The 20,099-nt window shown below is 70.0% G+C and carries 23 protein-coding genes; 3 read left to right on the forward strand and 20 right to left on the reverse strand.

The window, feature by feature from the left end:
* Positions 1-132: 132 nt before the first annotated feature.
* From ACH4ZX_RS05955 to ACH4ZX_RS05990, 8 genes are all read right to left on the reverse strand, one after another.
* The gene (locus tag ACH4ZX_RS05955) at positions 133-618 is read right to left on the reverse strand and encodes a dihydrofolate reductase family protein (RefSeq protein WP_398268114.1); all 486 of its coding nucleotides are present in this window, start codon (positions 616-618) and stop codon (positions 133-135) included.
* Entirely contained in the window at positions 618-1,130 is a 513-nt protein-coding gene (locus ACH4ZX_RS05960; protein WP_398268117.1) for a hypothetical protein, read from the reverse strand. Before ACH4ZX_RS05960 ends, ACH4ZX_RS05955 begins: the two co-directional genes overlap by 1 nt.
* A 139-nt stretch (positions 1,131-1,269) precedes the next feature.
* Positions 1,270-1,953 (reverse strand): hypothetical protein, encoded by a 684-nt coding sequence (locus ACH4ZX_RS05965; protein WP_398268120.1) that lies wholly within the window; start codon positions 1,951-1,953, stop codon positions 1,270-1,272.
* Entirely contained in the window at positions 1,950-3,335 is a 1,386-nt protein-coding gene (locus ACH4ZX_RS05970; protein WP_398268123.1) for a hypothetical protein, read from the reverse strand. The genes ACH4ZX_RS05965 and ACH4ZX_RS05970 overlap by 4 nt, the downstream gene beginning before the upstream one ends.
* The gene (locus ACH4ZX_RS05975; RefSeq protein ID WP_398268126.1) at positions 3,332-3,643 is read right to left on the reverse strand and encodes a hypothetical protein; all 312 of its coding nucleotides are present in this window, start codon (positions 3,641-3,643) and stop codon (positions 3,332-3,334) included. Before ACH4ZX_RS05975 ends, ACH4ZX_RS05970 begins: the two co-directional genes overlap by 4 nt.
* 42 nt (positions 3,644-3,685) lie before the next feature.
* Positions 3,686-4,720, reverse strand: a complete 1,035-nt coding sequence (locus ACH4ZX_RS05980; RefSeq protein WP_398268129.1) for a hypothetical protein — start codon at positions 4,718-4,720, stop codon at positions 3,686-3,688.
* Positions 4,708-5,367, reverse strand: a complete 660-nt coding sequence (locus ACH4ZX_RS05985; RefSeq protein ID WP_398268132.1) for a hypothetical protein — start codon at positions 5,365-5,367, stop codon at positions 4,708-4,710. Before ACH4ZX_RS05985 ends, ACH4ZX_RS05980 begins: the two co-directional genes overlap by 13 nt.
* Positions 5,368-5,576: 209 nt before the next feature.
* Positions 5,577-6,329, reverse strand: coding sequence for a prepilin peptidase (locus ACH4ZX_RS05990; protein WP_398268135.1), 753 nt, complete (start codon positions 6,327-6,329; stop codon positions 5,577-5,579).
* A gap of 143 nt (positions 6,330-6,472) precedes the next feature.
* Between ACH4ZX_RS05990 and ACH4ZX_RS05995 the strand changes: the two genes are divergently transcribed.
* Entirely contained in the window at positions 6,473-6,853 is a 381-nt protein-coding gene (locus ACH4ZX_RS05995) for a DUF192 domain-containing protein (protein WP_398268138.1), read from the forward strand.
* Between the two features lie 23 nt (positions 6,854-6,876).
* Here the strand turns inward: ACH4ZX_RS05995 and ACH4ZX_RS06000 are convergent, their stop codons facing one another.
* Together ACH4ZX_RS06000 and ACH4ZX_RS06005 are read right to left on the reverse strand one after the other, a co-directional pair.
* The gene (locus ACH4ZX_RS06000; protein ID WP_398268141.1) at positions 6,877-7,752 is read right to left on the reverse strand and encodes a hypothetical protein; all 876 of its coding nucleotides are present in this window, start codon (positions 7,750-7,752) and stop codon (positions 6,877-6,879) included.
* A complete protein-coding gene (locus ACH4ZX_RS06005) occupies positions 7,749-9,845 on the reverse strand; it encodes a hypothetical protein (RefSeq protein ID WP_398268144.1) in 2,097 nt (698 codons plus the stop codon). Before ACH4ZX_RS06005 ends, ACH4ZX_RS06000 begins: the two co-directional genes overlap by 4 nt.
* A 534-nt stretch (positions 9,846-10,379) precedes the next feature.
* Between ACH4ZX_RS06005 and ACH4ZX_RS06010 the strand changes: the two genes are divergently transcribed.
* Both ACH4ZX_RS06010 and ACH4ZX_RS06015 read left to right on the forward strand, forming a co-directional pair.
* Positions 10,380-10,826 carry a phage holin family protein gene (locus ACH4ZX_RS06010; protein WP_398268147.1) on the forward strand — a complete coding sequence of 149 codons (447 nt, stop codon included), beginning with the start codon at positions 10,380-10,382 and terminating at the stop codon, positions 10,824-10,826.
* On the forward strand, positions 10,823-11,212 hold the full coding sequence (locus ACH4ZX_RS06015) for a DUF3618 domain-containing protein (protein WP_398268150.1): 390 nt from the start codon (positions 10,823-10,825) through the stop codon (positions 11,210-11,212). The genes ACH4ZX_RS06010 and ACH4ZX_RS06015 overlap by 4 nt, the downstream gene beginning before the upstream one ends.
* 166 nt (positions 11,213-11,378) lie before the next feature.
* Here the strand turns inward: ACH4ZX_RS06015 and ACH4ZX_RS06020 are convergent, their stop codons facing one another.
* From ACH4ZX_RS06020 to ACH4ZX_RS06065, 10 genes are all read right to left on the reverse strand, one after another.
* Positions 11,379-12,026, reverse strand: coding sequence for an OmpA family protein (locus ACH4ZX_RS06020; protein WP_398268153.1), 648 nt, complete (start codon positions 12,024-12,026; stop codon positions 11,379-11,381).
* An 8-nt stretch (positions 12,027-12,034) separates the two neighbouring features.
* Positions 12,035-12,610, reverse strand: a complete 576-nt coding sequence (locus ACH4ZX_RS06025; RefSeq protein ID WP_398268156.1) for a hypothetical protein — start codon at positions 12,608-12,610, stop codon at positions 12,035-12,037.
* 34 nt (positions 12,611-12,644) lie between these two features.
* The gene (locus tag ACH4ZX_RS06030) at positions 12,645-13,241 is read right to left on the reverse strand and encodes a pilus assembly protein TadG-related protein (protein WP_398268158.1); all 597 of its coding nucleotides are present in this window, start codon (positions 13,239-13,241) and stop codon (positions 12,645-12,647) included.
* Positions 13,241-13,438: a hypothetical protein gene (locus tag ACH4ZX_RS06035; protein WP_398268161.1), complete on the reverse strand. Its 198-nt coding sequence runs from the start codon at positions 13,436-13,438 to the stop codon at positions 13,241-13,243. Before ACH4ZX_RS06035 ends, ACH4ZX_RS06030 begins: the two co-directional genes overlap by 1 nt.
* A gap of 202 nt (positions 13,439-13,640) precedes the next feature.
* Positions 13,641-14,597: a response regulator gene (locus tag ACH4ZX_RS06040; RefSeq protein WP_398268164.1), complete on the reverse strand. Its 957-nt coding sequence runs from the start codon at positions 14,595-14,597 to the stop codon at positions 13,641-13,643.
* A gap of 62 nt (positions 14,598-14,659) precedes the next feature.
* A complete protein-coding gene (locus ACH4ZX_RS06045; RefSeq protein ID WP_398268167.1) occupies positions 14,660-16,039 on the reverse strand; it encodes a sensor histidine kinase in 1,380 nt (459 codons plus the stop codon).
* 448 nt (positions 16,040-16,487) lie between these two features.
* Complete coding sequence (locus tag ACH4ZX_RS06050; RefSeq protein WP_398268170.1) at positions 16,488-17,375, reverse strand: DUF5936 domain-containing protein; 888 nt, start codon at positions 17,373-17,375, stop codon at positions 16,488-16,490.
* Between the two features lie 20 nt (positions 17,376-17,395).
* A complete protein-coding gene (locus ACH4ZX_RS06055; RefSeq protein WP_398268173.1) occupies positions 17,396-18,340 on the reverse strand; it encodes a type II secretion system F family protein in 945 nt (314 codons plus the stop codon).
* A 9-nt stretch (positions 18,341-18,349) separates the two neighbouring features.
* Complete coding sequence (locus ACH4ZX_RS06060) at positions 18,350-19,687, reverse strand: CpaF family protein (RefSeq protein ID WP_398268176.1); 1,338 nt, start codon at positions 19,685-19,687, stop codon at positions 18,350-18,352.
* Between the two features lie 28 nt (positions 19,688-19,715).
* Entirely contained in the window at positions 19,716-20,099 is a 384-nt protein-coding gene (locus ACH4ZX_RS06065) for a TadE/TadG family type IV pilus assembly protein (RefSeq protein WP_398268179.1), read from the reverse strand.

Here is a 20,099-nt window from a genome sequence, read left to right on the forward strand (position 1 = left end):
CAACACGTTAACGATCAGCCGACGCCGCCGGCGCTGCCGCCGTGGGGGTCGGGGGCGTGGCGTTCGTAGTGCAGGAGGACGACACCGTTGCCGAAGGTGCGGCTCGCCACGAGCCGGAGGGCGGCGCCGATCTCACCGCCCTCCGGGGAAGAGACGCCTGCCCTGCCCGAGGATCACGGGATGGACGTAGACCCGGTACTCGTCCACCAGCCCCAGCCGCATGAACTCCGCGGCGACCTCGGCCCCGCCCAGCCCGAGATCCCCACCGGCCCGCTCCTTGAGCGCCCTGACCTCACCGGGCACCACGTCCCGCACGACGACGGTGTTCCACTCGCCCTTCTCCACCGTCCGCGAGTACACGACCTTCGGCATCTCCCGCCAGATCCCGGCGAACTCGACGATCGCCGCGGGGGCGTCCGGATCGGCGTCGGCGGCGGGCCAGTAATCGGCCATGAGCTCATAGGTACGCCGCCCGCTGAGCAGCCCCCCGAACCGCCGGACGGTGTCATTGAGGTGCCGGTGCAACTCGTCGTCGACGCAATGCCAGGAAATGTCGTGCCCGGGCCCCTCGGTGTAGCCGTCGAGGGAGACGGACATCATCAACACGATTTTCCTCATCACTCACTTCCCTGGTGGCGGCCCCAGTTGCTGTCCGTGGGCCGCTCACTGCGGTCCGGACCGTCCCCGCAGGCTTCGGTGGGCATGCCCGGGTTGCGGCTCAGGCGCTGGTGGATCACATAGAGGTGGCGCGGGCCCGGGACGGCGATCACACCGGCGGAGCGTGGGTCGCCGGCGAAGAGGACCTCCCGTACCTGTGCCTTGCGCTCGGGTTTGGCGCGCTTGCCAAGGCGTCCACCCCACCAGACGGAACGCACATGAGAATGCATGACCATCGTCACCTGCTCACCCGGCGTTCCGGGGTCGGGGAACTTCAGCCAGGCGTGACCACTGCGTACGCCCGGCATGTTGCCGATACCGCTTTCCGGGGCCTCGTGGACCTGCCAGGGGTACTGACGCAGGAGACGCCGCGCGCGAAACGCCCCTCTCCAGTAAGCCCACTGGAGGAACGTCCGGTAGAACGTGTAGGCCATCGGGACGAAGAAGAGCCAGAGAGTCCACGTGATCGACATGCCTACGTACCACGCCAGGAGGCCCGCCCAAGCGGCGGGCCAAAGGATCTGACCGAGGGCGGCCCCGGTGAGAAGTCTCGCCCAGGCACGCCGAGTCGCCGGATCGTCCCATGCCGTGGCGTGGTGGGTGGGGGACATGTCAGTCCTTGCCGGATGCGTCGTCGAATACGTCTCGGAGTGGGTTGTCGAAGCTGACAGTGCGGGCGACGTCCTCGAGAAGGGCGCGGTAGTGACGTGCACGATTCACTGCTGTCGTGGCCAGCGCGAGGATCGCGATCCGCCGACCGTCGGGGCACGGAACATAGGCCGTGGCCTGAAGCAGCTCGCGCTGGGCGCCGTTTCCCTTCTCCGGTGGCACAGACAGGCGACGCTGTACGAGCGAACCCGGACCACACGGCAGATCGAGTGTCTCGATGTGCTCGGCATCCTGCGCGCCGGCAGCGGCGCGAGCGGCCAGGACGCTGCGCGGGGCCCAGTCGCTGGGTCGTGACGCAAGGGTGAACAGGGACAGCAGCATCCTGCCGTCCCCCTCGTCGTCCGCGTGCACTCCAAGGCAGCAGAGCACAGTGCCGGCCTCCAGGAACAGCTGAGCCAGCCGGAGGACCGGACCGAGATCCGTCGGCGGCTGTCGCCGGGCCATGGCGTCGGGCAGCGCGGCCGGCAGGAGACCCGGGGTGCTCCCTGAACCCGCCCCGCCAGACCTGTCTTCGGCCTCCGCCAGTTCTCGCAGCGGGAGTGGGACGAAGCCGGGGGGCAATGCGAACCAGACGTCGGCGTCCTGACTCCGGGCCGAGACGTCGATCACGTATGAGTCGCTGCTCATGACGCTTCGCCTGCTCCGACGACGAAGAAGTGCAGGACACCCAGGGTCGCCGGGATGTCGACGCCGAGAGTTCTGGGCCCGTCGAGAAGGTTGGTGGCAGTCGTGGCCGTATCACTGTCGAGGCTGTCCACTGCGCTGCTGACGACGCCGTAGGCGGCTGTGCCGGCTCCCAGGTAAGTCGCCGGTTTGTCGACCGCCTCGACCGCCGGTGCGAGCCGGCCGCCGAACACCCAGGGCTTGGCCAGAATGTTCACCGCGCCTTCGGTCGCGGCGGCCTCGGTCCTGATCGAACTCCCCATCGTCCTCCCCGATGTCATCGCGTTGGTTCCGAGTCTCGTCAGCTTCTGATTGAGAGTCAGCACCTCGTCGGCCTCTCCGGCGAGGGAGAGCAGTTCGCCGGACTCCCCGATGGCACGGAAACCCAGGTAACCGCCTTTGAGTACCGCTCCCAGCCCAGGCAGCATCCCCAGAAAGTCCCCCGCGACCCCGAGCGTGTTGCTCCAGAACTCGGCATCCAACTCGCCGTGAAGGAAACCGTCTTTCAGGGAGGACATGACCTCCGGGTCGGTGACGCGAAGGCTGAAGGCCGCTCCGCTCAGCAGGCCGGCCGCAAGGAACAACACCCATGGCGCGACAACGGTGAGGCCCAGCAGGGCGATCACGCCGAGCACGGCCGCACACGCGCTGAGGATGTCCGGCAGGTTGTCCGCCGCCCAATTCGTCAACTTCTCCCAAGCGTTCGGCTCGTGCGGAGCAAGCTTGTGCGTGGCGTCGCCGATGTGCCGTGCTCTCTTGCGGGCCGTTTCCTCATGTTCGGTCGCGAGGGCGCGTGCACGACGGAGTACGTCGTTCAAGTCCTCCTGTGCCGTCGCCGCCGCGGCGTTCGCTCTGGTCAGCGCCGAGTCGGCGTCGTCGTCGGCCCGGTTCTCGCCCTTGACCGGCGCGGAATCATTCCCGGTCCCGTCCGCACGACCCCGAGCCCGTTCCAGCGCCTCTCGCGCGTGCTCGGCCTCACCGTCCAGCTTCTTCGCCCGTCGCTGGAATTCCTCCAACTCAATTATCCAGAGATGTAGTTGCTTGGCGGCCTTACTGACGGAGCGAGCGCCGTTCTTCAGGTTGAGCGGCAAGGGGCCACCCTCGAGCTGATCACGGAAGGCTACCGCCGCATCCCCCTCCCAGTAACTTCCGTCCATCAGTGCGGTGACTTTGGAGTGGGCTTTCTCCATCTCCTTCGCACAGCCTGTCAGCCTGTGGTGGATGTCCCGTACCAAGTCGGTTCTGCCGGGGCACGGATTGAAGCCGAGATGCGGGTACGGGTTTTTCACGCCCGGGTCAGATTTCAACCCCTGTGGCCGGTCGGCGTCCGCGGCGGGCACCGTCACTTCCCCCCGCCTTTCCGTCTCGCCTTTTCCAAGGCCTTCTCCAAGGCGACGTCCACCTCGCGGAAGTCGTCCCTGGCCTTCTTGGTGATGTCCGTGAGTTCCTCGATCTGCTCAGCGATCTCCTTGGCCCCGAAGTGCCAGTCTTTCTGGAATCCGTCGCAGGCCTGGTCGAGGTCATCCGTGCCGAGCCCGCTGACGCCCGAGTCGTGCAGCACCTTCTGCAGGGCGACGAAGGAGTTCTTCGCCTTCTTCAGATCCTTGAAGAACCTCTCCAGCTCGGTTCCGTCGACTCTGAGCCGTTCAGCCACGTGTGGCCCCTGTTCATGTCTTGCCCGGCTTCACGTTCTGCGTCAGCGGTTGACGGCCTGGATCTCCTGGACGACTACGTCCTGCGTCGCGCCGAAGGTGCCGTCGGGAAGGTCGCCGCCCGCACCGCCGGAGCCCGTCCAGTGGATCTTCCAGGTGACGGTGGCCTTGAGCGGGTACGAACCGTCGCCCGAGGAGCGCAGGTACCTCACCCCGCAGGGCGGGGTCTCGTCGGCCTTGCCCTTGGCGTAGGGCTCGCCGATACGGCCGTCGTGTATCTCGCACACGCCGGAGGCCGGGAAGGTGACTGCGTCCTCCGTGCCCGGGTCGATCTTCACGGACACCGGCTCGGCGGTGGTGGCGGCGGAGATGCCGAGCAGCGGGACGCTGGCGGTGACGGAAACCGGCTTGAACTTCGCCGCGTCCAGCCACGCCCACGTCGGGAGATTCACCTTCGTGGTGTTCTCCGGGGCCAGGTCCACCTTCGTGGAAGGAACACGCACCTCCGCGTAGGCGAGCTGCGCGAGGACTTCCGGGGTCACCGCCTGGGGGATGTCGGCCGGCGGGTCGTCGTTGTCGTCCACCCAGAAGATGGGCTTGGTGCAGTCGAGTGACGCGAGGTCGCCCTCACGGCCGGGCGTGACGTAGGAGTCCCACCAATAGCCCTTACCGCTCTTCTCCTTGTTGAAGTCCTTGTACGGATGACCCTCGACATAGTGGTCGCGCTGTTTCGCGTCCCACTCGTAGCCCGTCGACCCGGCCTCCCAGATCGGCTTCAGGTACGCCTCGAGTTCCTCCGGCGTGTACTTCGGCGCGTAGTAGCAAGCGGGTGGGGTCCAGGTCGTCGCGGACGTCACCGGCCCTGCCGACTGGCCCGAGCCGTTCTTGGAACGGTCGAAGACGACAGCGCCTGCCGTCGCGGTGACCTCCTGACCGGTCCGCCCGCCCCCGACCTGGGTCTCGGAACCGGTTCCCTTGCCTCCGGGCACGAAGTCGGCCCAAGCCGCCGGGCCTGAGGCGAGCACCGTCACGCCCGCCACGAGGACGGCGCCGCCCATGATTCTCGTTACGGCTGGCACTGAGCAGCCCCTCGCGCGGAGATGATCTGCGACGTCTGCCAGACACCCTCGGCGTTCTTGTCCAGCCTGGTGTTGTACAGCACGTAACTGTTCTTCGTCGCCGGGGTCTTGGCGATCTTGTTCGTCTTCTTGTCCTTGCTGTAGCCCTTGCTCTCGTCGGCACAGAAGGTGAGAACGGCGGATGTCTTGCTCTTGAGTGTCACGACACGGTCGTAGTAACGGGCTTCACCGGTGATCGTCGCACCGGCCTCCTTGAACTGATCGACCCAGGAGAGCGCAGCCCCCAATGCCTTACCGGTGTTGTAGTAAGCAAGTGCGCTGCCTTTGGGGTCCGTGCCTGTAATGGCGGCATCGACGGCGCGCATGCGTTCCGCGCTGTCGGCGAGCACCGCATCCTTGACCGGGTCGCCGGTCTCCGTGTCCTCGAAGACCAGTTTCAGGTCCGACGGAAGTTCGATCTTCGGTCGACCAGCCGCCGACGTGGCGGACCTGCTCGGTGAAGCGGATGCCTTCTCTCCCGTGTCGGCTCCCGCGATCTTGTCGTTGGCCTTGTTCTTGGAGCTGTCGTCGCTCCCGCACGCGGACAACGACAGGGCCGCAGCGGCGGTCAGAGCGATCGCTGCGAGCAGGGTGGGGCGGGGGTTCACAGTCGGCTCCCGGTGAGGCGAGGCTTCTCTCGAGCGAACCAACGCTATCGGCGCACAAGAAGTGACACCAGCGCGAGACTTGTCAACCGATGGAGCGTATGAGAGCAAATCGGCGGTTCGAACGCCTACTTGAGCAGTAACGGTTACGTAACACGCTGTGCGGCGTGGCGGGGGAGGTGAGCGTTCCGTTCACGAACCCGCAAAGGGTTTCACGTCGCTGTGACCGCTCCGAGCACCAGTCCCGTCAGCGTGCCGGTCAGCATGAATGGGCCCAAGGGGATTGAGGACTTGCGGGTGACGCGGCGGGTGGCGAGCATGGCCGCGCCGTACAGGGCGCCGTAGAGGAGGCCGGTGAGGGCGCCGGTCAGGAGGGTCGGCCAGCCGTACCAGCCGAGGGCCGTGCCGAGGGGGAGGGCGAGTTTGACGTCGCCGAAGCCCATGCCGGACGGGTTGATGAGGAAGAGGACGAAGTAGGCGGCGCACAGGGCGAGGCCGCCGAGGAGGGCCGTCGGCCAGGAGCCTGCCGCGGCGGGGAGCAGGGCCGCGACGGCCAGGAGGAGCGTGGTCGTGGCGGCCAGCGGCAGTGTCAGGACGTCGGGCAGGCGGTGAACCCGGACGTCGATCAGGGCGAGCAGGATCGCCACCGGCGTGAGCAGGAGCCAGACCGCCGTCTCCGGGTGGGGGCCCGACGCGGTGGCCAGCGCCGCGCAGACCAGTGCGGTCGTCGTGGACGTCGTGAGGGTGCGCGGGCCGTACGCACCGCAGGGGCCGCTCGCGTCGAGGGTGGGGCAGGTCGCCCGGCCCAGCCAGCCGCCGTACGCGCCGGTGATCGGGTGACCGGCGGGGCAGCGGGAGTTCCAGGGCTCGTCCGGTTCGACGGAGAAGCGGTGGGCGGCGCGGGGCAGTACGAGACCCGTGCCCGCTCCCCAGAGGGCGGCCGCGACGATCAGCAGTACGCGCACGGCGGGGACACTACGGGCACGGCGGTCGGCAGCGCATGGGTCCGGGGGCCCATCCGGGGCCTACTCGGGCGCGGACGGGGCGGATAGGTTCGGTCGGCGGACGTGGTGGTGGCGGATGTGGTGGTGGCGGGAGGGGGCCTGGCGTGGGGCGGCGTTGGCGGGACGGGCGGGGCAGGCTGGTCGTGCACCGGGAGGGTGGCGCGGGGGCCCCGCTCGCCGTGCCTCTGGAGATCGCCACCTCCTATCGGGCCCGTACCAAGGGGTTGTTGGGGCGGGACTGCGTCGACGGGGCGATCCTGCTGTCGCCCGCCAGCGGCGTGCACACCTTCCGCATGCGCATCCCCATCGACGTCGCCTACCTGGACCGCCGCCTGCGGGTCATCGCGGTGCGCACCATGAGGCCGGGGCGGCTGGGGTTGCCCCGGCTGCGTTCACGGCACGTGCTGGAGGCCGAGGCCGGGGTGATGGCCGGGTGGGGGCTCCGGGTCGGCGTGCGGGTCGAGGTGGAGGAGGAAGTGGTGTGAGGTGCGTGGTGGGAAGTGGGGGGTCAGTCGGCTGGTTGTTCGTCGTCGGTGGGCCAGGGGGTGTGGCTTGGGCGTCTGTGCCGCCACCAGTGTTCGGGGTTCTCGGTGGACGTGGGCTCGGTGCGGTCGCGGAAGGTTTGGTCCAGGAGTGTCACCGCTGAGCGCAGGGCGTCCGCGTGTGTCTCGTCGATCTCGGTGAGCAGCCGGCCCAGTTCGTCCCGGGATTCCAGGTCCCTGCGGAACAGGTCCTCCCGGTAACGCCCCGAGGGACCCCAGTCGGCCTCGAGGCGGCGGACCAGCCTCTCCCACACGCGCAGGCTGTAGTGGACACGCCCTTCCACGCTCGCCGTCGTACCCCTCGGGTATCCGGTGAGGAAGGCGTCGGCCACGGGTGTGGGGACGGGCTCCCGGTCCAGGACCTCCGGCAGGAACTCGACCCGTGCGCGCGGCAGGTCCGGCACCGGTTCCTCCACCGCGTCGACCCGGTACGCCGTGCCGGCGGCGGCCTCCGTGTCGACGGCCTCCAGGCGGCAGCGGACCGCGCGCCCGTCCGGTACGGCGACCCAGTACGCGCTCGGCAGATCGAGGTCCGCGGGGTCGGCCGGGTACAGGACGGAGCCGTCCAGGCGGGCCGCGAGGCCGTGCGCCAGTCGCGGCTCCGTCAGGTCGCCGGCCGTCTCGTCGGCCACGGTGACGGTGACGTCCAGTTCGAGCGCGAGGTCGCCCGGGGGCAGCCGGCGGTACGTGCACAGCACCGGAGCCTCCCAGTGCCGTCCTTCCTGGTCACCGTCCGCGTCGGCCACGTCGACCGACCCCTCCGGGAGCCCGAGCAGGTCCGCCAGGGCTCGCCGGAGACGCGCCGGGTCGCCGTCCGCGACGGTGAAGAGGTTCGCGATCATCTGTACGTCCCGTCGTAGATCTCCTTGGCCTTCTGGACCTTCGCGGGATTGTTGACGAACTTGGGGTCGCGCTGCAATTGCTGCGACCTGCTCAGGTCGCCCTTGTTCCGGGCGATCTCCTTCAGCGCGGCGTACTCGATGCGGTCCAGTTCGACCAGGCCGGGACCGGACTTGGGGAAGACCGTGCCGTTGCCCTCCACCTCGTACCTACGGCCGTTGATCTCATACGTGTTGCCGTCGGCCGACAGGGTGGCGCGGCCGTTGGCGATGCCCTCGATGTCGGAGCGGACCAGGTCCTCGTTGCCCCGCAGGATGATGGTGTTGCGCTCCTTGACCTGGCCGCCCGCCGCTCCGCTGACGGTGTGCCGCTTGTTCGGGAACTTGAGGGTCTTCCCGCGCGCCGGGCCGGCGATGTCGTCCCGCGCCTTCCACTCGTTCGCCGGCCTGTTCTTCCCCGCGGCGTCCTCGGCGGCCTGCTCGGCCTCGTCGGCCTGCTTGCGGGCCTCCTGGGCCTGCTGCTTGGCCTCCTCGTCGCAGCCTTCCTCGGCGAGGACGACGTACGGGGAGGCCGCGCGGCCGGAGGCGAGCACGGTCGTGCCGGTGCCGGGTCCGCCCGCGTACGGCACCCTGCGGGCCGGTGCGGCGATGGTGCAGCCGGACTCGCGTGCCTTGCGCTCGGCCTCGTCCGCGGCCTCGTCGGCCTTCTTCGCCGCTTTCTCGGCGCCCTCGACGTCGCCGGCCTTCGCGGCGCGCTTCGCGTCCTCCGCCGCCTCGCCCGCCTTCTCCGCGAGCCGGCCCAGCTTGCCGAGTTTGCCGAGCACTCCGGCCTTCTCGGCGACCTTGCCGATGTCGTAGCCGGGGATGAAGAGGGAACCGACGTTCCAGATGACGGTCGTGACGGCGCGGGTCTTGTTGCCCTTGTTCCACTGGTCGGCCACGTCGTCGCCGATGAAGGTGTCGTACAGGACCGTGCCGCCGGTCTTCAGGGACGCGCCGCCCCAGTCCCGGAGGGCGCCGAGGTAGTCGCCCTGGGACCACTTGCCGGAGGCGTCCTCGGAGTTCTTCAGCCAGTCGTCGCCGAGCTGCTTGCCGTAGTCGGCGAGGCCGCTGAGCGTGTCGCCGGGGTGGCTGACCATGTCCCAGATGCCGGTGAGATCGCCCCAGACGCCGTCGACGAAGAGGCCTTGGCCGACCTGTTTGACCTGGTCGCCGGCGCAGCTCAGGAATGCGCCGAAGCCGCTGAAGCAGCCGTCGTCCTTCTTTTCCTCGTCGTCGGGCTGCTTGTCGTCGGCGTTCTGCTTGTTGTCGTTACGGTCGTTGTCGGTGCCGTCGTTGTCGGTGCCGTCGTTGTTGTTGCCGTCGTTGTTGTTGCCGTCGGCGTCGTCCGCGGGGTCGTCGTTTCCGGTGCCGGACGTGGTGCCGGCGTTGCTTCCGGTGGTGCCTTCCGTCGTGCCGCCGGTGGTCTTCTGGGGGTTGCCGTTGTCGTCCCCCGCCCGGACGTCCGTGCCGCCGCCGTCGGAGGGGGCCGGGCAGGCCGAGCCCGTGACCTCGCAGACCTTCGCGCGGATGCCGCCGTATATCTGGGTGCCGAGGCCGCTGACCAGCAGCGCGACGATGATCGCGGCGACGATGGCGACGAGGCCGGCGTACTCCACCGCCGTCTGTCCCTCGTCGCGGCGCCAGCGGATCATGCGGGCCAGGGAGAAGGGGCAGCGTTCGGCGCGCTCCAGACCGGGGGTCTCGTACCACTGGCGGCTCTCCCCGCGGAGCAGGAAGACGAGGACGAGGACCGGCAGGACGAGCTGCACACCACCGCGGGCCGACCCGGCGACGAGGTTGGCGAGGCCGGTGAGGATCAGCCAGACCTGTACGGCGATCAGGCCGCGCCGGACCCGCGGCCCGCCCTCCCAACTGCGCCGGGCCAGCCACCAGCCGAGAGTGCCGGGCGCGGCGGCGTAGACGAGCAGGGCCAGGACGCCGCCGTCGAAGGCGTCGTAGGAAGCCGCGGTGAGCAGCAGGCCCAGGCCGCCGACGATCGTGATCGCGAACAGGGCGTGGACGATGACGAGAGCGGCCGACAACGGTGCGGGCATGCTCCGGCGCCCGCTCCCCGGCTCCCCCGACGGCCACGCGGCCGCCCCGCCTTCCGGCACTCCCCCGAGCGACGACATGTCCTCCCCCTCGTCAACTCCGGCGGCTCGGGGGTGTGTTCACGTCCTCGCGGGCAGCGTCACCCGGATCCCCCGCCGCTCCCCCGCCGCCGGTCCACGCCATGGGTCGACGGTAGGGAGGGGACGGCTGGGCCGCATGGGCCCGTGGGCCCAAATCGGCGCCCAATGCCGCCGCGTCGGCCGCACGGTCCCGGCGAGCGCGCCGACGTCGTGGTCGTGGCTGAGGTGTACGAGACAGACCGCCGTGTGACGCATGGTGCGGTGCCTGCGGTACCTGCGGTGGCGGCAGGGAGCGCAGGAACCGTTCGCCGTGCGGTGTCCTGAACTCGCCGGACGGGGTACTCGCGCCCCCATCGGATCGGACGGCGGCCGGTCACGGACCCCGCCCGGCCGACAGGACCAGGAACAACAAGAGAAGAAGAAACAGGAACAGGAACAGGAACAGGAAGACGGGAGGTGATCGTCGTGTCGAGTACGCAACCGCACTCCGTTCCTCGCGGCGGGGAGCCGGACGGTTCCGGCGCGGAACCGGTCAGCGAACTGGTGCAGCGGGCGTCGCACCAGCTGACGGAGCTGGTGCGCGGCGAACTGAGGCTGGCGCAGGCGGAGATGAAGGAGAAGGGCAAACGGTACGGGAAGGGCGGCGGGCTGTTCGGCGGCGCCGGCGTCGTCGGCTTCCTGACCCTGCAGGCCCTCGTGGCCACCGCCGTCGCCGCGCTCGCGGTGCCGTTGCCGGTGTGGGGCGCGGCGCTGATCGTCACGGCTGTGCTGGGGCTGATCACCGGGCTCATGGCACTGAGCGGGAGGAAGCAGATCCGCGAGGGCGCGCCACCGGCCCCCGAACAGGCCATCGCCGGCGTGAAGTCCGACATGACCGAGATCAAGGAGCGTGCACACCGATGACCCAGCCGCCTCACGACGAGCAGACCGCCTCCAGCACGGAGGAACTGCGCGAGCAGGTCGAGGAGACCCGCAAGGAACTCGGGCAGACGGTGGAGGCGCTGGCGGCCAAGACCGACGTCAAGGCGCGGGCGCAGGAGAAGGCCGCCGACGTCAGGGCGCAGGCCCAGGAGAGGGCGGCCGACGTCAAGGCGCAGGCCGTCGCCAAGGCCGGGGAGTTGCGGGCCAAGGCGTCCGACGTCGCGCACCAGGTGCAGGAACGCCTGCCCGACCCGGTGTGCCAGAAGGCGGCCGAGGGGGCGCGGACGGCGCGGGACAACCACAGGGTGCTGCTGGCGGTGGCCGCGGGCGCCGTGCTGGCGTGGATGGCGTACCGACGCGGGAAGTGACGGGAAGGGCGGGGCCGTGAAGCCCCCGAAGCCGGCGGATTCGATCGTCGGCGGCGTCACCACGGTCCCTTGAGCGGCCGAGCAGCCGAGCAGCCGTCGGCCCGTCCCTGTCGTTGGCCGTTCGGGTCGGGACGGGACGGGCCTGGGCGTCGGGAGTTCGGCTCGCTCAGCCGTCCGAGCGGGGGAAGGACACCTCCACTCGGCGGTTCTTCTTGCGGCCGGCCTCCGTCGAGTTGTCGGCGATCGGGTACTGCTCGCCGTAACCGCGCACCTCGAAGGTGATGCCGGGGTCGTTCAGCTCGTCGTCCAGGACCTCCTGTACGGCGTTGGCGCGCTGCCGGGACAGGACGTCGCCGTGCGCGGACGAGCCCAGGTTGTCCGTGAAGCCGAAGACGCGGATCTTCGTCGCGTTCTGGTTCTTGATCTCGTCGGCGATCGCGGCGATGCGGGACTTGGCGTCGGCGCTGAGTTTGGCGCTGTCCTTGCCGAACAGGACCTCCGCCTGCAACGCGAATTTCACGTCGCTGTTGGTGTCCTCGCGCCGTTCGTCGCCGCTCTCGTCCTCGACGACCGACTTGATGTCCAGCACCTTGGGCTCGGCGAGGGTGGCGCCCTCGGGGAGCTTGAGGTCGGGGTCGTTCGGGTCGACCTTGACGGGGGCGGAGGCGGAGGGTTCGGTGCCCGGCGGGACGCTGGGGTTGTCGTCGGCACGGGCCCCTACGGCGCCGACGATGTTGGCGGCGACCATGAGGGATGCCGCGGTGACGACCACCACCAGGCGGGGGGCCGCCGTTCGGGTCTGGGTGTGGGTCATGATCGGCCTCACCCGGAGATCTTGATGGTCGCCGAGGCGAAGGTCGGCAACTGGAACGTGACTTCAGCCGTGCTGGACGGAGGCGCGGGGAACTGCATGAACACGGGAATGGAGTCGCCAGCCTTGATTCTAGGCATGTCCGTTGTCGTCAGTGGGCGACCGTCGGTGTCCCGCAGGACGTAGTACCGCTTCTTGGTCGAGGAGTCCACGAGTGTCGCTCCGCCCAGCGATGACCCGTGCCTGATGATCTCGGTTTCATCACCCTGCGTACGAATGGGGATCCGGGTCGCCTCAGAGCCGTCGTTCTTCACCTCACCGTTGACGGTGATGAACCCCCCGGAGTCCCTCGTGGCAGAGGTGATCTTGAGGATCAGGCCTGACTCGCCCTTGAGCTCCGCCAAAGGCTCATCCGTCCCCTCCTGAGGATTCGGGTCGGATCCCCCACCCTTGGAAGCGGAAGCCGACGCCTCAGGCTTCTTGTCGTCACTCCCACCACCGCAGCCGGCCACGCCGAGGGCCAGACCGGCCGCAACGGTCAGCGCGACCACTCTCCTGCGGGCCTTCGCAGTGAACCGAATGCTCATGCTTCTGCTTCCTTCGTCACTCGTCGTTCGCTTGTCAGTCGGCCAGATGGACGTCGAAGAGGTCCTCGGGTCCCGGCAGGTCGGTGAGGTCTTTCGGGTCCAGCTCCCAGTCCCGGTCCTTGCATGTGAGCTTCGGCAAGGTGTCCTTCCCGGCTTCCTCGCCGGGGAGTTGGAACGTGCAGAGCGGTTCGATCACGGCGGTGGCGGAAGCCGTCGCGTACTTGTTCTCCGTGCCGGGCACGATGGTTTTCCCCACTGGCTTGTCCGTCTTGACGTCGACCGTGAAGCCCAACAGGTCTTTCGGAACGCACTTCTCGACATGAGCGCCGTTATGTGCGGCGAGTGCGTCGGCTCGCCAGCACGACGGCTCGAGCCCTGTCACGTTCCCGTCGAAGACGTCCTGCCACTTCGTCGGGTCGAGCACGTCCTCCGCCCATTTGCCGGCGAGCTTGTCCCGAAGGTCCTGCGCCGCCGCGAGGGCAGCCGCGTCGGCTGCCGTCTGGGCCCCGTTCCGGGTTGCCGCGGCCTGGCCGACCGCAAGGTAGGCGAACGCGAGAAAGAGCAGGCCCGCCACCACCGTGATGTAGATGGGGAAGGCCTGCCCTGCGTCGCCGTACTTGCGCAGCGGCATCAGCCGCCGATGACCTCGTCGATCTTGTTCGTGATGGCCTCGTAGATCGACTGCCCGATGTCCGTACCCGTGATCGCCAGCACGATCGCCACGACCACCGCGATGATGCCCAGGTACTCCACGGCCGTCTGGCCCTTGTCGTTGCGGGCGGCGCGGGTCTGCAGGTACGCGACGGTGGTGTTGATCCAGTTGCTCATGGTGTTCCCCTCCCGGTACGGCCGGCCGGGCACCGGCCGACGGCTGCGTCTCTGGGTCGTGGACGTAACCGGCTTCCTCCCCGCCGGTGCCGCTTGCGACACGAGAACCGTACGGCGGGACTTCCCGTCGGTCGGAGGGTCCCAGGGCCCAATCCCGGGCCCAATGCGAGACCCAGACGCTCCCCCGTGACGTCATCACGCCTCACCCCACCCCTCGGCCCGAACCCGGCGCCGTTCCCAGCCACTTGGCGGCGGCCTCGGAACGGCTGGTGCTGTGGAGCTTGGCGAAGATGCGGTTGATGTGGTTCTTGACCGTCTTCTCGCTGATGAAGCAGGTGGCGGCGATCTGCTGGTTGTTCATGCCGGACGCGATGAGGTCCATGATCTCCGCCTCCCTCGTGCTCAGTTGGTACCGCGACCTGTCGGGAGCGGTCGGTCGGCCGTTCATCCATGCCGACGACGACTGTCCCACATCCGGTTGCAGTTGCGAAAGGTTTTCTGAAGAAATAGCCGGAACGGGGACATTGACGTGCGAGAAGTTGCCGAGCGCGTACGGACGTTGGGCTGACGGGTTAACAGAGGGGGTCGCGGGGCCGCTGTGTGCAGTCGCATCCGCCCCGCCCAAACCCTCGGGCAGCGGTGTCGCGCTCGGGCTCCCTTCCCGGCGCAGTTGTTCCAGCAGTGCTCCCGCCGCCGTCGGCGTGAAGTGGGCTCGCCCTTCCTTGATGTCCCGTACCGCCGCGACCAGTTGGTCCGCCGTGAACTCGCCGTGCACCAGGTAGCCGCCCGCGCCCCGGCGCAGGGCCTCCTGGACGATCTCCGACTCGCGGCTGTAGGTCAGCATCACCACCGGGGCGATCCGCACCAGGTACGGAAGCGCCGAGATGCCGTCCACGCCGGGCATGCGGACGTCCAGCAGGACGACGTCGGGACGGTGCTGCTGGGCCGCCTCCCAGGCCTGGCGGCCGTCCGCCGCCTCCGCGACCACGGTGATGTCCTCGCGGCCGGACAGGAGGGCCGTCAGGCCCGCGCGCACCACGGGGTTGTCGTCCGCGACCACGACCCTGAGCGGCGCGGGGGGCGAAGGGGACGGGAAGCCGTCGAACGGGTGGGGCGGCGGCTGCGGAGGGCCGGGGGGCGGTGTCGTCGGGTCCGGCATCGGGCGGCCTCCTCTCGTGTCGTCGGGGGTTCGGGAGTGACGGCGGTTCAGGGACTCATGCCTCATGTGTTTGCTGTCGCGACGGCTGCCAGCGGCAGCTCCAGGCGGACCTCCGTGCCCCGGGGGTGTCCGCCGCGGCCGATACGGATGCGGGCGCCCACCGAGGCGGCCCGCTCGACCATGCCGACCAGGCCGAAGTGCCCGGCCCTGCGGAGTTGTTCGAGGTTGGTGCCGGGGGGCAGGCCGCGGCCGTCGTCGTACACGCTGATGCGCAGCAGGTCGCCATGGACGCCGGCGCGTACGTCGACCCGGGTCGGGTCCGCGTGGCGGTGGGCGTTCTCCATGGCCTCCGAGGCGATGGTCAGGAGCTGGCGGGCCACCGCCGGGGGCACCGGCGGCACCGCGTGCTCGCCGGTCGGCCGGTAGTCGGCGGTCAGGCCGGTGCGGGCGCTGAAGTCGCTGGTGCGGGCCGCCAGTTCGACCAGTACGTCGATGCCCTGGCCGGGATCCGACTCGCGGCGCAGGTCCGCGAGGAGTTCGCGGGACTCGGCCGCGGCGCGGCGGGCCGAGCGGGCGACCAGTTCGGCCTGCTGCCTGACCAGTCGCGGGTCCATCCGGGCCGCGCCCGCTGAGCCGGCCAGGCCGTCCGCGGCCAGTGCCACGCCGTGCAGGGTCTTGGCGACCGAGTCGTGCATCTCCCGTGCCAGCCGGGCGCGTTCGGCGCTCACCGCCTCGGTGACCGCCAGTCGCGCCTGCACCGCGGTCAGGGCCTGGGTGGCGGCGCCGAAGCGGAGCAGCAGGTTGCGCAGGGCCGAGCCGACCGCGCCCGCGACGATGCAGAGGCCGGGCAGCAGCAGGGACTCGGCGGGGCTGGTGTGCAGGTCCTTCGCGGTCTGGTGGACCAGCAGGAGGATCAGGGACTGGAGGGAGGCGAAGACGGCCGCGCCCCGCCAGCCGTAGACGATGCCGGCGAGGAGGGGGGTGCAGACGCTGACGTAGGCCAGGGTGGTGTCGGGGCCCGCGGAGATCAGCAGCAGCGAGCCGAAGAGGGTGTCCACCGCCAGGAGGGTGGGGTGGCGCAGGAGCAGCGGGCCGAAGCGCTCCCAGTCGCGGAACAGGACGTAGGAGCCCATGAACGTGACGACCACCGCCGCGCCCACCAGGCGGGTCGCCAGGCCCGGGGAGGCGTTGAGCAGGGCGGAGGGGGCGGCCAGGGCGATCATGGCGAGGCGGAAGCCGAAGACCTGGCGGCACATCGCCTGGAGGGCGTTGATCTGGATGGGGATGGTGGCCGAGGCCGGATCGGCGGGCGTGAGGGCGGAAGCGACGGAAGCGACGGGGGCGGCGGAAGCAGCGGGAGCAGCGGGAGCAGCGGGCGGAGTCTGCGGGGACCGGTCGGGACGGGCTGCTTCCGCTCGCGGCAACGGAGGCAACGGGGGCATCGGGGCCGACGGGACCGACGGGACCGGCGGGGTCGTCCGCTCAGGTTCGTCGCCCGCTGCCCGGCGCTGCTCCTGCGGCGGCTTCGACTGTGCCGACCGAGGCTGCGGCAGTCCTGGCTGCGGAGCCCCCGGCTGCGGAGCCCCCGACTGCGCCGGAACCACGGCCCCGCCGGGCTCCGAGTCATTCGCCGGCACGGCCACGCCCGGCATGTCCACCGCCCCCGCGCCCCCCGCCCGAGACCCGTCCGCCCGCTCCCACCCTGGCGGCAGTGCCGGCGGCAGTGCCGGCGTCACCGATGTCACCGGGATGTCGGGGGCGCCCGTGCGGACGTGGGCCGGGAGGACCGTGCCTGCCGGAGGGGTGGTGATCTCCGGCGTCTGCGGGCGGCGCCGCCGGATCCCGAGGCGTTCCTTCGTCGTCGTCATCGCCAGTACACCCGCCCGCCGTCTACTTGCCCGTGATCGAGCCGAAGTCCGTGCCGGAGCCGAGGATCAGGCCGGCGCCGAGGAGGATCATGGTGGCCGGGACCATGAAGGTCGTGATCATCATGGTGGCCTTGGGGACCGCGCGGGCCGCCTTGCGGCGGGCGTTCTGCGCGTCCGTGCGCCGCATGTCCTTCGCCAGGGACACCAGGGTGTCCACGATCGGCGCGCCCAGTTCCTCGCCCTGCTGGAGTGCCGTCACGAACATGGCGACCTGCTCGGACTCGTTGCGCCGGCGCAGTTCCGCGAACGCCTGGCGGCGGCTCATGCCCAGGTCCATCTGGCGCAGGGTGATGCGCAGTTCGTCGGCCCAGGGGCCCTCGTACTTGGCGGCGACGCGGTCCAGGGCCTGGCGGAAGCCGAGGCCCGCGCTGACCACGACCGCCAGCACGTCCAGGAAGTCCGGCAGCGTCCGCTCGATGACGTCCTTGCGGATGCGGATCGCGGACCAGATGCCGACCTCCGTCCAGAACGCGCCGAAGGCGAACAGGACGACGGCCAGGATGAAGTTGCCCTTCATCAGGAACACCAGGCCGCCGACGCCGCCCAGGAAGCCGTAGACCGCGCGGCGGGCGGCGTAGCGGTCGATGGTCAGGCCGCCCGGGTTGCCCGCCAGGTCGATCTTGCGGCGGTACTTGGCGACCATCTTGGGGCCCATCAGGCGCAGGATCGCGGGTGCGTAGCGCATGCCGAGGCGGTCAACGACCGAGTCGACCGCGCCGGTGCGCGTGGCGCCCACCTCCAGCGCCAGCGCCAGGTCGCCGGGGAGCTTGGCGTCCGCGCGGTACATGCGGATGCCGGCGAAGACGCCGTACACGCTGAGGCCCGTCACCAGTGCGAGCAGAAGTGCCATGGTCGTCCTCCCTCCGGGTCTCAGACGTCGATGCGGGACAGGCGGCGGATGAGGACGAAGCCGACGGCGTAGAGCGCGAAGGCGACGATCACCGCGCCCTGGCCGACCGGTGAGCCTGTCATGCGGTCCAGTGCTCCGTCCTTGACGCCGTTCATGAGGAACAACGAGCCGATGCCCAGGACCGGAACGGCGTACGACGTCATGTTCACCTGGGAGAGCTGGGTGCGGACCTCACGGCGGGTCTCCTTGCGCTCCTCCAGCGTCTCGGTGAGGTTGCGCAGGGCGCTGACGACCTGGCCGCCCGCCCGGTTCGACAGGACCAGCGTGGTGACCAGGACGACCAGTTCGCGGGAGGGGAGCCGGTCCGCCATCTCGCCGAGGGCGTCGTCCATGGACGCGCCGAGGGCCAACTGGTTGGCGACCTGGCCGAGTTCCTCGCCGGCCGGCGCCTCCAGCTCCTCGGCGGCCATGCCGATCGCGGTGCGCAGCGCCAGTCCGGCCTGGGTGGCGTTGGCCAGGATGCGGGACATCTCCGGGAGCTGGTTGATGAACTTCTCGATGCGCTTCTGGCGCTGCCAGTTGAGGAACTGGAGCGCCAGCCAGATGCCGAGCAGCCCGGCGAGCGGGCCGAAGAAGGGCGCCAGGGCGGCCTGGCCGACCAGCCACAGCCCGGCCACCAGGGCGAGCATGGCGGCGAAGAACTCGCCCGGGGTGACGTCCAGACCGGTGGCCGCCAGGCGCAGCTCCAGCTTCCTGCCCATCTTGGTGCGGCGCAGGCGGCGGTCCAGGCCGGGGAAACGGCGCCGCCGGCCGGCCACCGGGATCTGGCCGGTCGCCGACAGGCGGTCGACGAGCGCCTGTCGCTGCGCCTTGCCGGTGGCGTAGGCGTGCAGGCCCGCGACGGCCAGGACGCAGGTCAGCAGGGTGATGCCGGTGGTGAGCGTGATGAGCGTGTGCAGATCCATCGGTCGGTCCTACCTGGCTTCTCGGGTGGCTAGCTGGTCTGCGGACTGGGCGACGCCGAAGGCCTGGGGGATGGGCTGGCTCGCCATGTAGAGGCGGTCGGCGGTGCGGCGCGGCAGCGGGTAGTACTCGAAGGCGCCGTAGATGCGGCCGTCGGCGGCCATCGGCCGGGCGTTGAAGCGGGCCACCGTCGCCAGGCGGTACGGGTCGCTGCCCTGGCTGTCGAGGATCGCGATCTCGGTGATGCGGCGGGCGCCGTCGGCGAAGCGGGTCAGCTGGATGATCACGTCGATGGCGCTGTTGATCTGGTCGTGCAGCGCCTCGAAGGGGATCTCCACCTCCGACATCGACGCCAGCGTCTTCATGCGCATCAGGGCGTCCTCGGCGCTGTTGGCGTGCACGGTGGCGAGGGAGCCGTCGTGGCCGGTCGACATCGCCTGGAGCATGTCCAGGGACTCGCCGCCGCGGACCTCGCCGACGACGATGCGGTCGGGGCGCATCCGCAGCGAGTTGCGGACCAGGTCGCGGATGGTGACCTGGCCCTTGCCCTCGACGTTCGGCGGGCGGGACTCCAGGCGGATGACGTGGGCCTGCTGGAGCTGGAGCTCGGCGGAGTCCTCGATGGTGATGATGCGCTCGCCCTCGGGGATCAGGCCGGAGAGGGCGTTGAGCAGCGTCGTCTTCCCGGTGCCGGTCGCGCCGGAGACGATCACGTTGAACTTCGCCTGCACCAGGCCCGCCAGCAGGTACAGCATGTGCTCGTCCAGCGAGCCGAAGCCGATCATCTCCTGCAGCGTGAACGAGCGGGGGAAGCGGCGGATGGTGAGCGTCGCGCCGGTCAGGGACAGCGGCGGGATGATCACGTTGACGCGCTCGCCGGACGGCAGCCGCGCGTCCACCATCGGGTTGGACTCGTCCACCCGGCGGTTGACGGTGGAGACGATGCGCTCGATCGTCTGCATCAGCTGGTCGTGGGAGGGGAAGCGCAGCGGGAGCTGCTCGACCCGGCCGCCGCGCTCGACGAAGATCGCGTCGGGGCCGTTCACCATGATCTCGGTGATCGACGCGTCCTCCAGCAGCGGCTCCAGGATGCCGAGGCCGAGCGCCTCGTCGACCACCCTGCGGATCAGCTGTGAGCGCTCGACCGTCGACAGCACCGGGCCCTCGCGGCTGATGATGTGCCCGAGGACGCGCTCCAGCCGGGCGCGGCGCTCCGCCGCGGCCAGCGACGACATCTCCGCGAGGTCGATCTCCTCCAGCAGCTTGGCCCGGTAGGAGGTGACGAGGTGGCCGTCCTCGCCCCGGTGGCCGTTCTCCTCGGGGGAGTTGATGCGTGCCCGCAGGCTCATGGTCCGGTGCTCCTCGTGCTGTCCTCGTTCAGTGGTCGAGCGGCATGGTGGCGGTCTTGTGGGCCGGGCCGAAGTCCCAGCCGGGGACGATCGACGGGATGTGCACGGTGGCGGTGACGGTGACCTCGTCGCCGCCGAAGGCGGACGCGCAGCTGGTGTCGTCGGCCAGGAAACCGCTGACGGCCTGGTCGCAGGCCGCGTCGGCGCCCCGGTCGAGGGAGGCGCTGCGCGCCCCCGCCCGCGCGGCCGTCCCCGCCTGCTGGGCGGTGTAGGCGATCAGGCCGAGCTGCACGACCGCCATGCCGACGATGAGCAGGACGGGCAGGAAGCCCAGGTATTCGAGAGCGACCTGGCCGCGGTCGCGGACGGTGCGGCGGCGCGGCGTCCTCGTGGACCGGTACCGGTACGGCAT

This window comes from Streptomyces sp. NPDC020490 (genome assembly GCF_044335305.1).
Classification (GTDB): domain Bacteria; phylum Actinomycetota; class Actinomycetes; order Streptomycetales; family Streptomycetaceae; genus Streptomyces.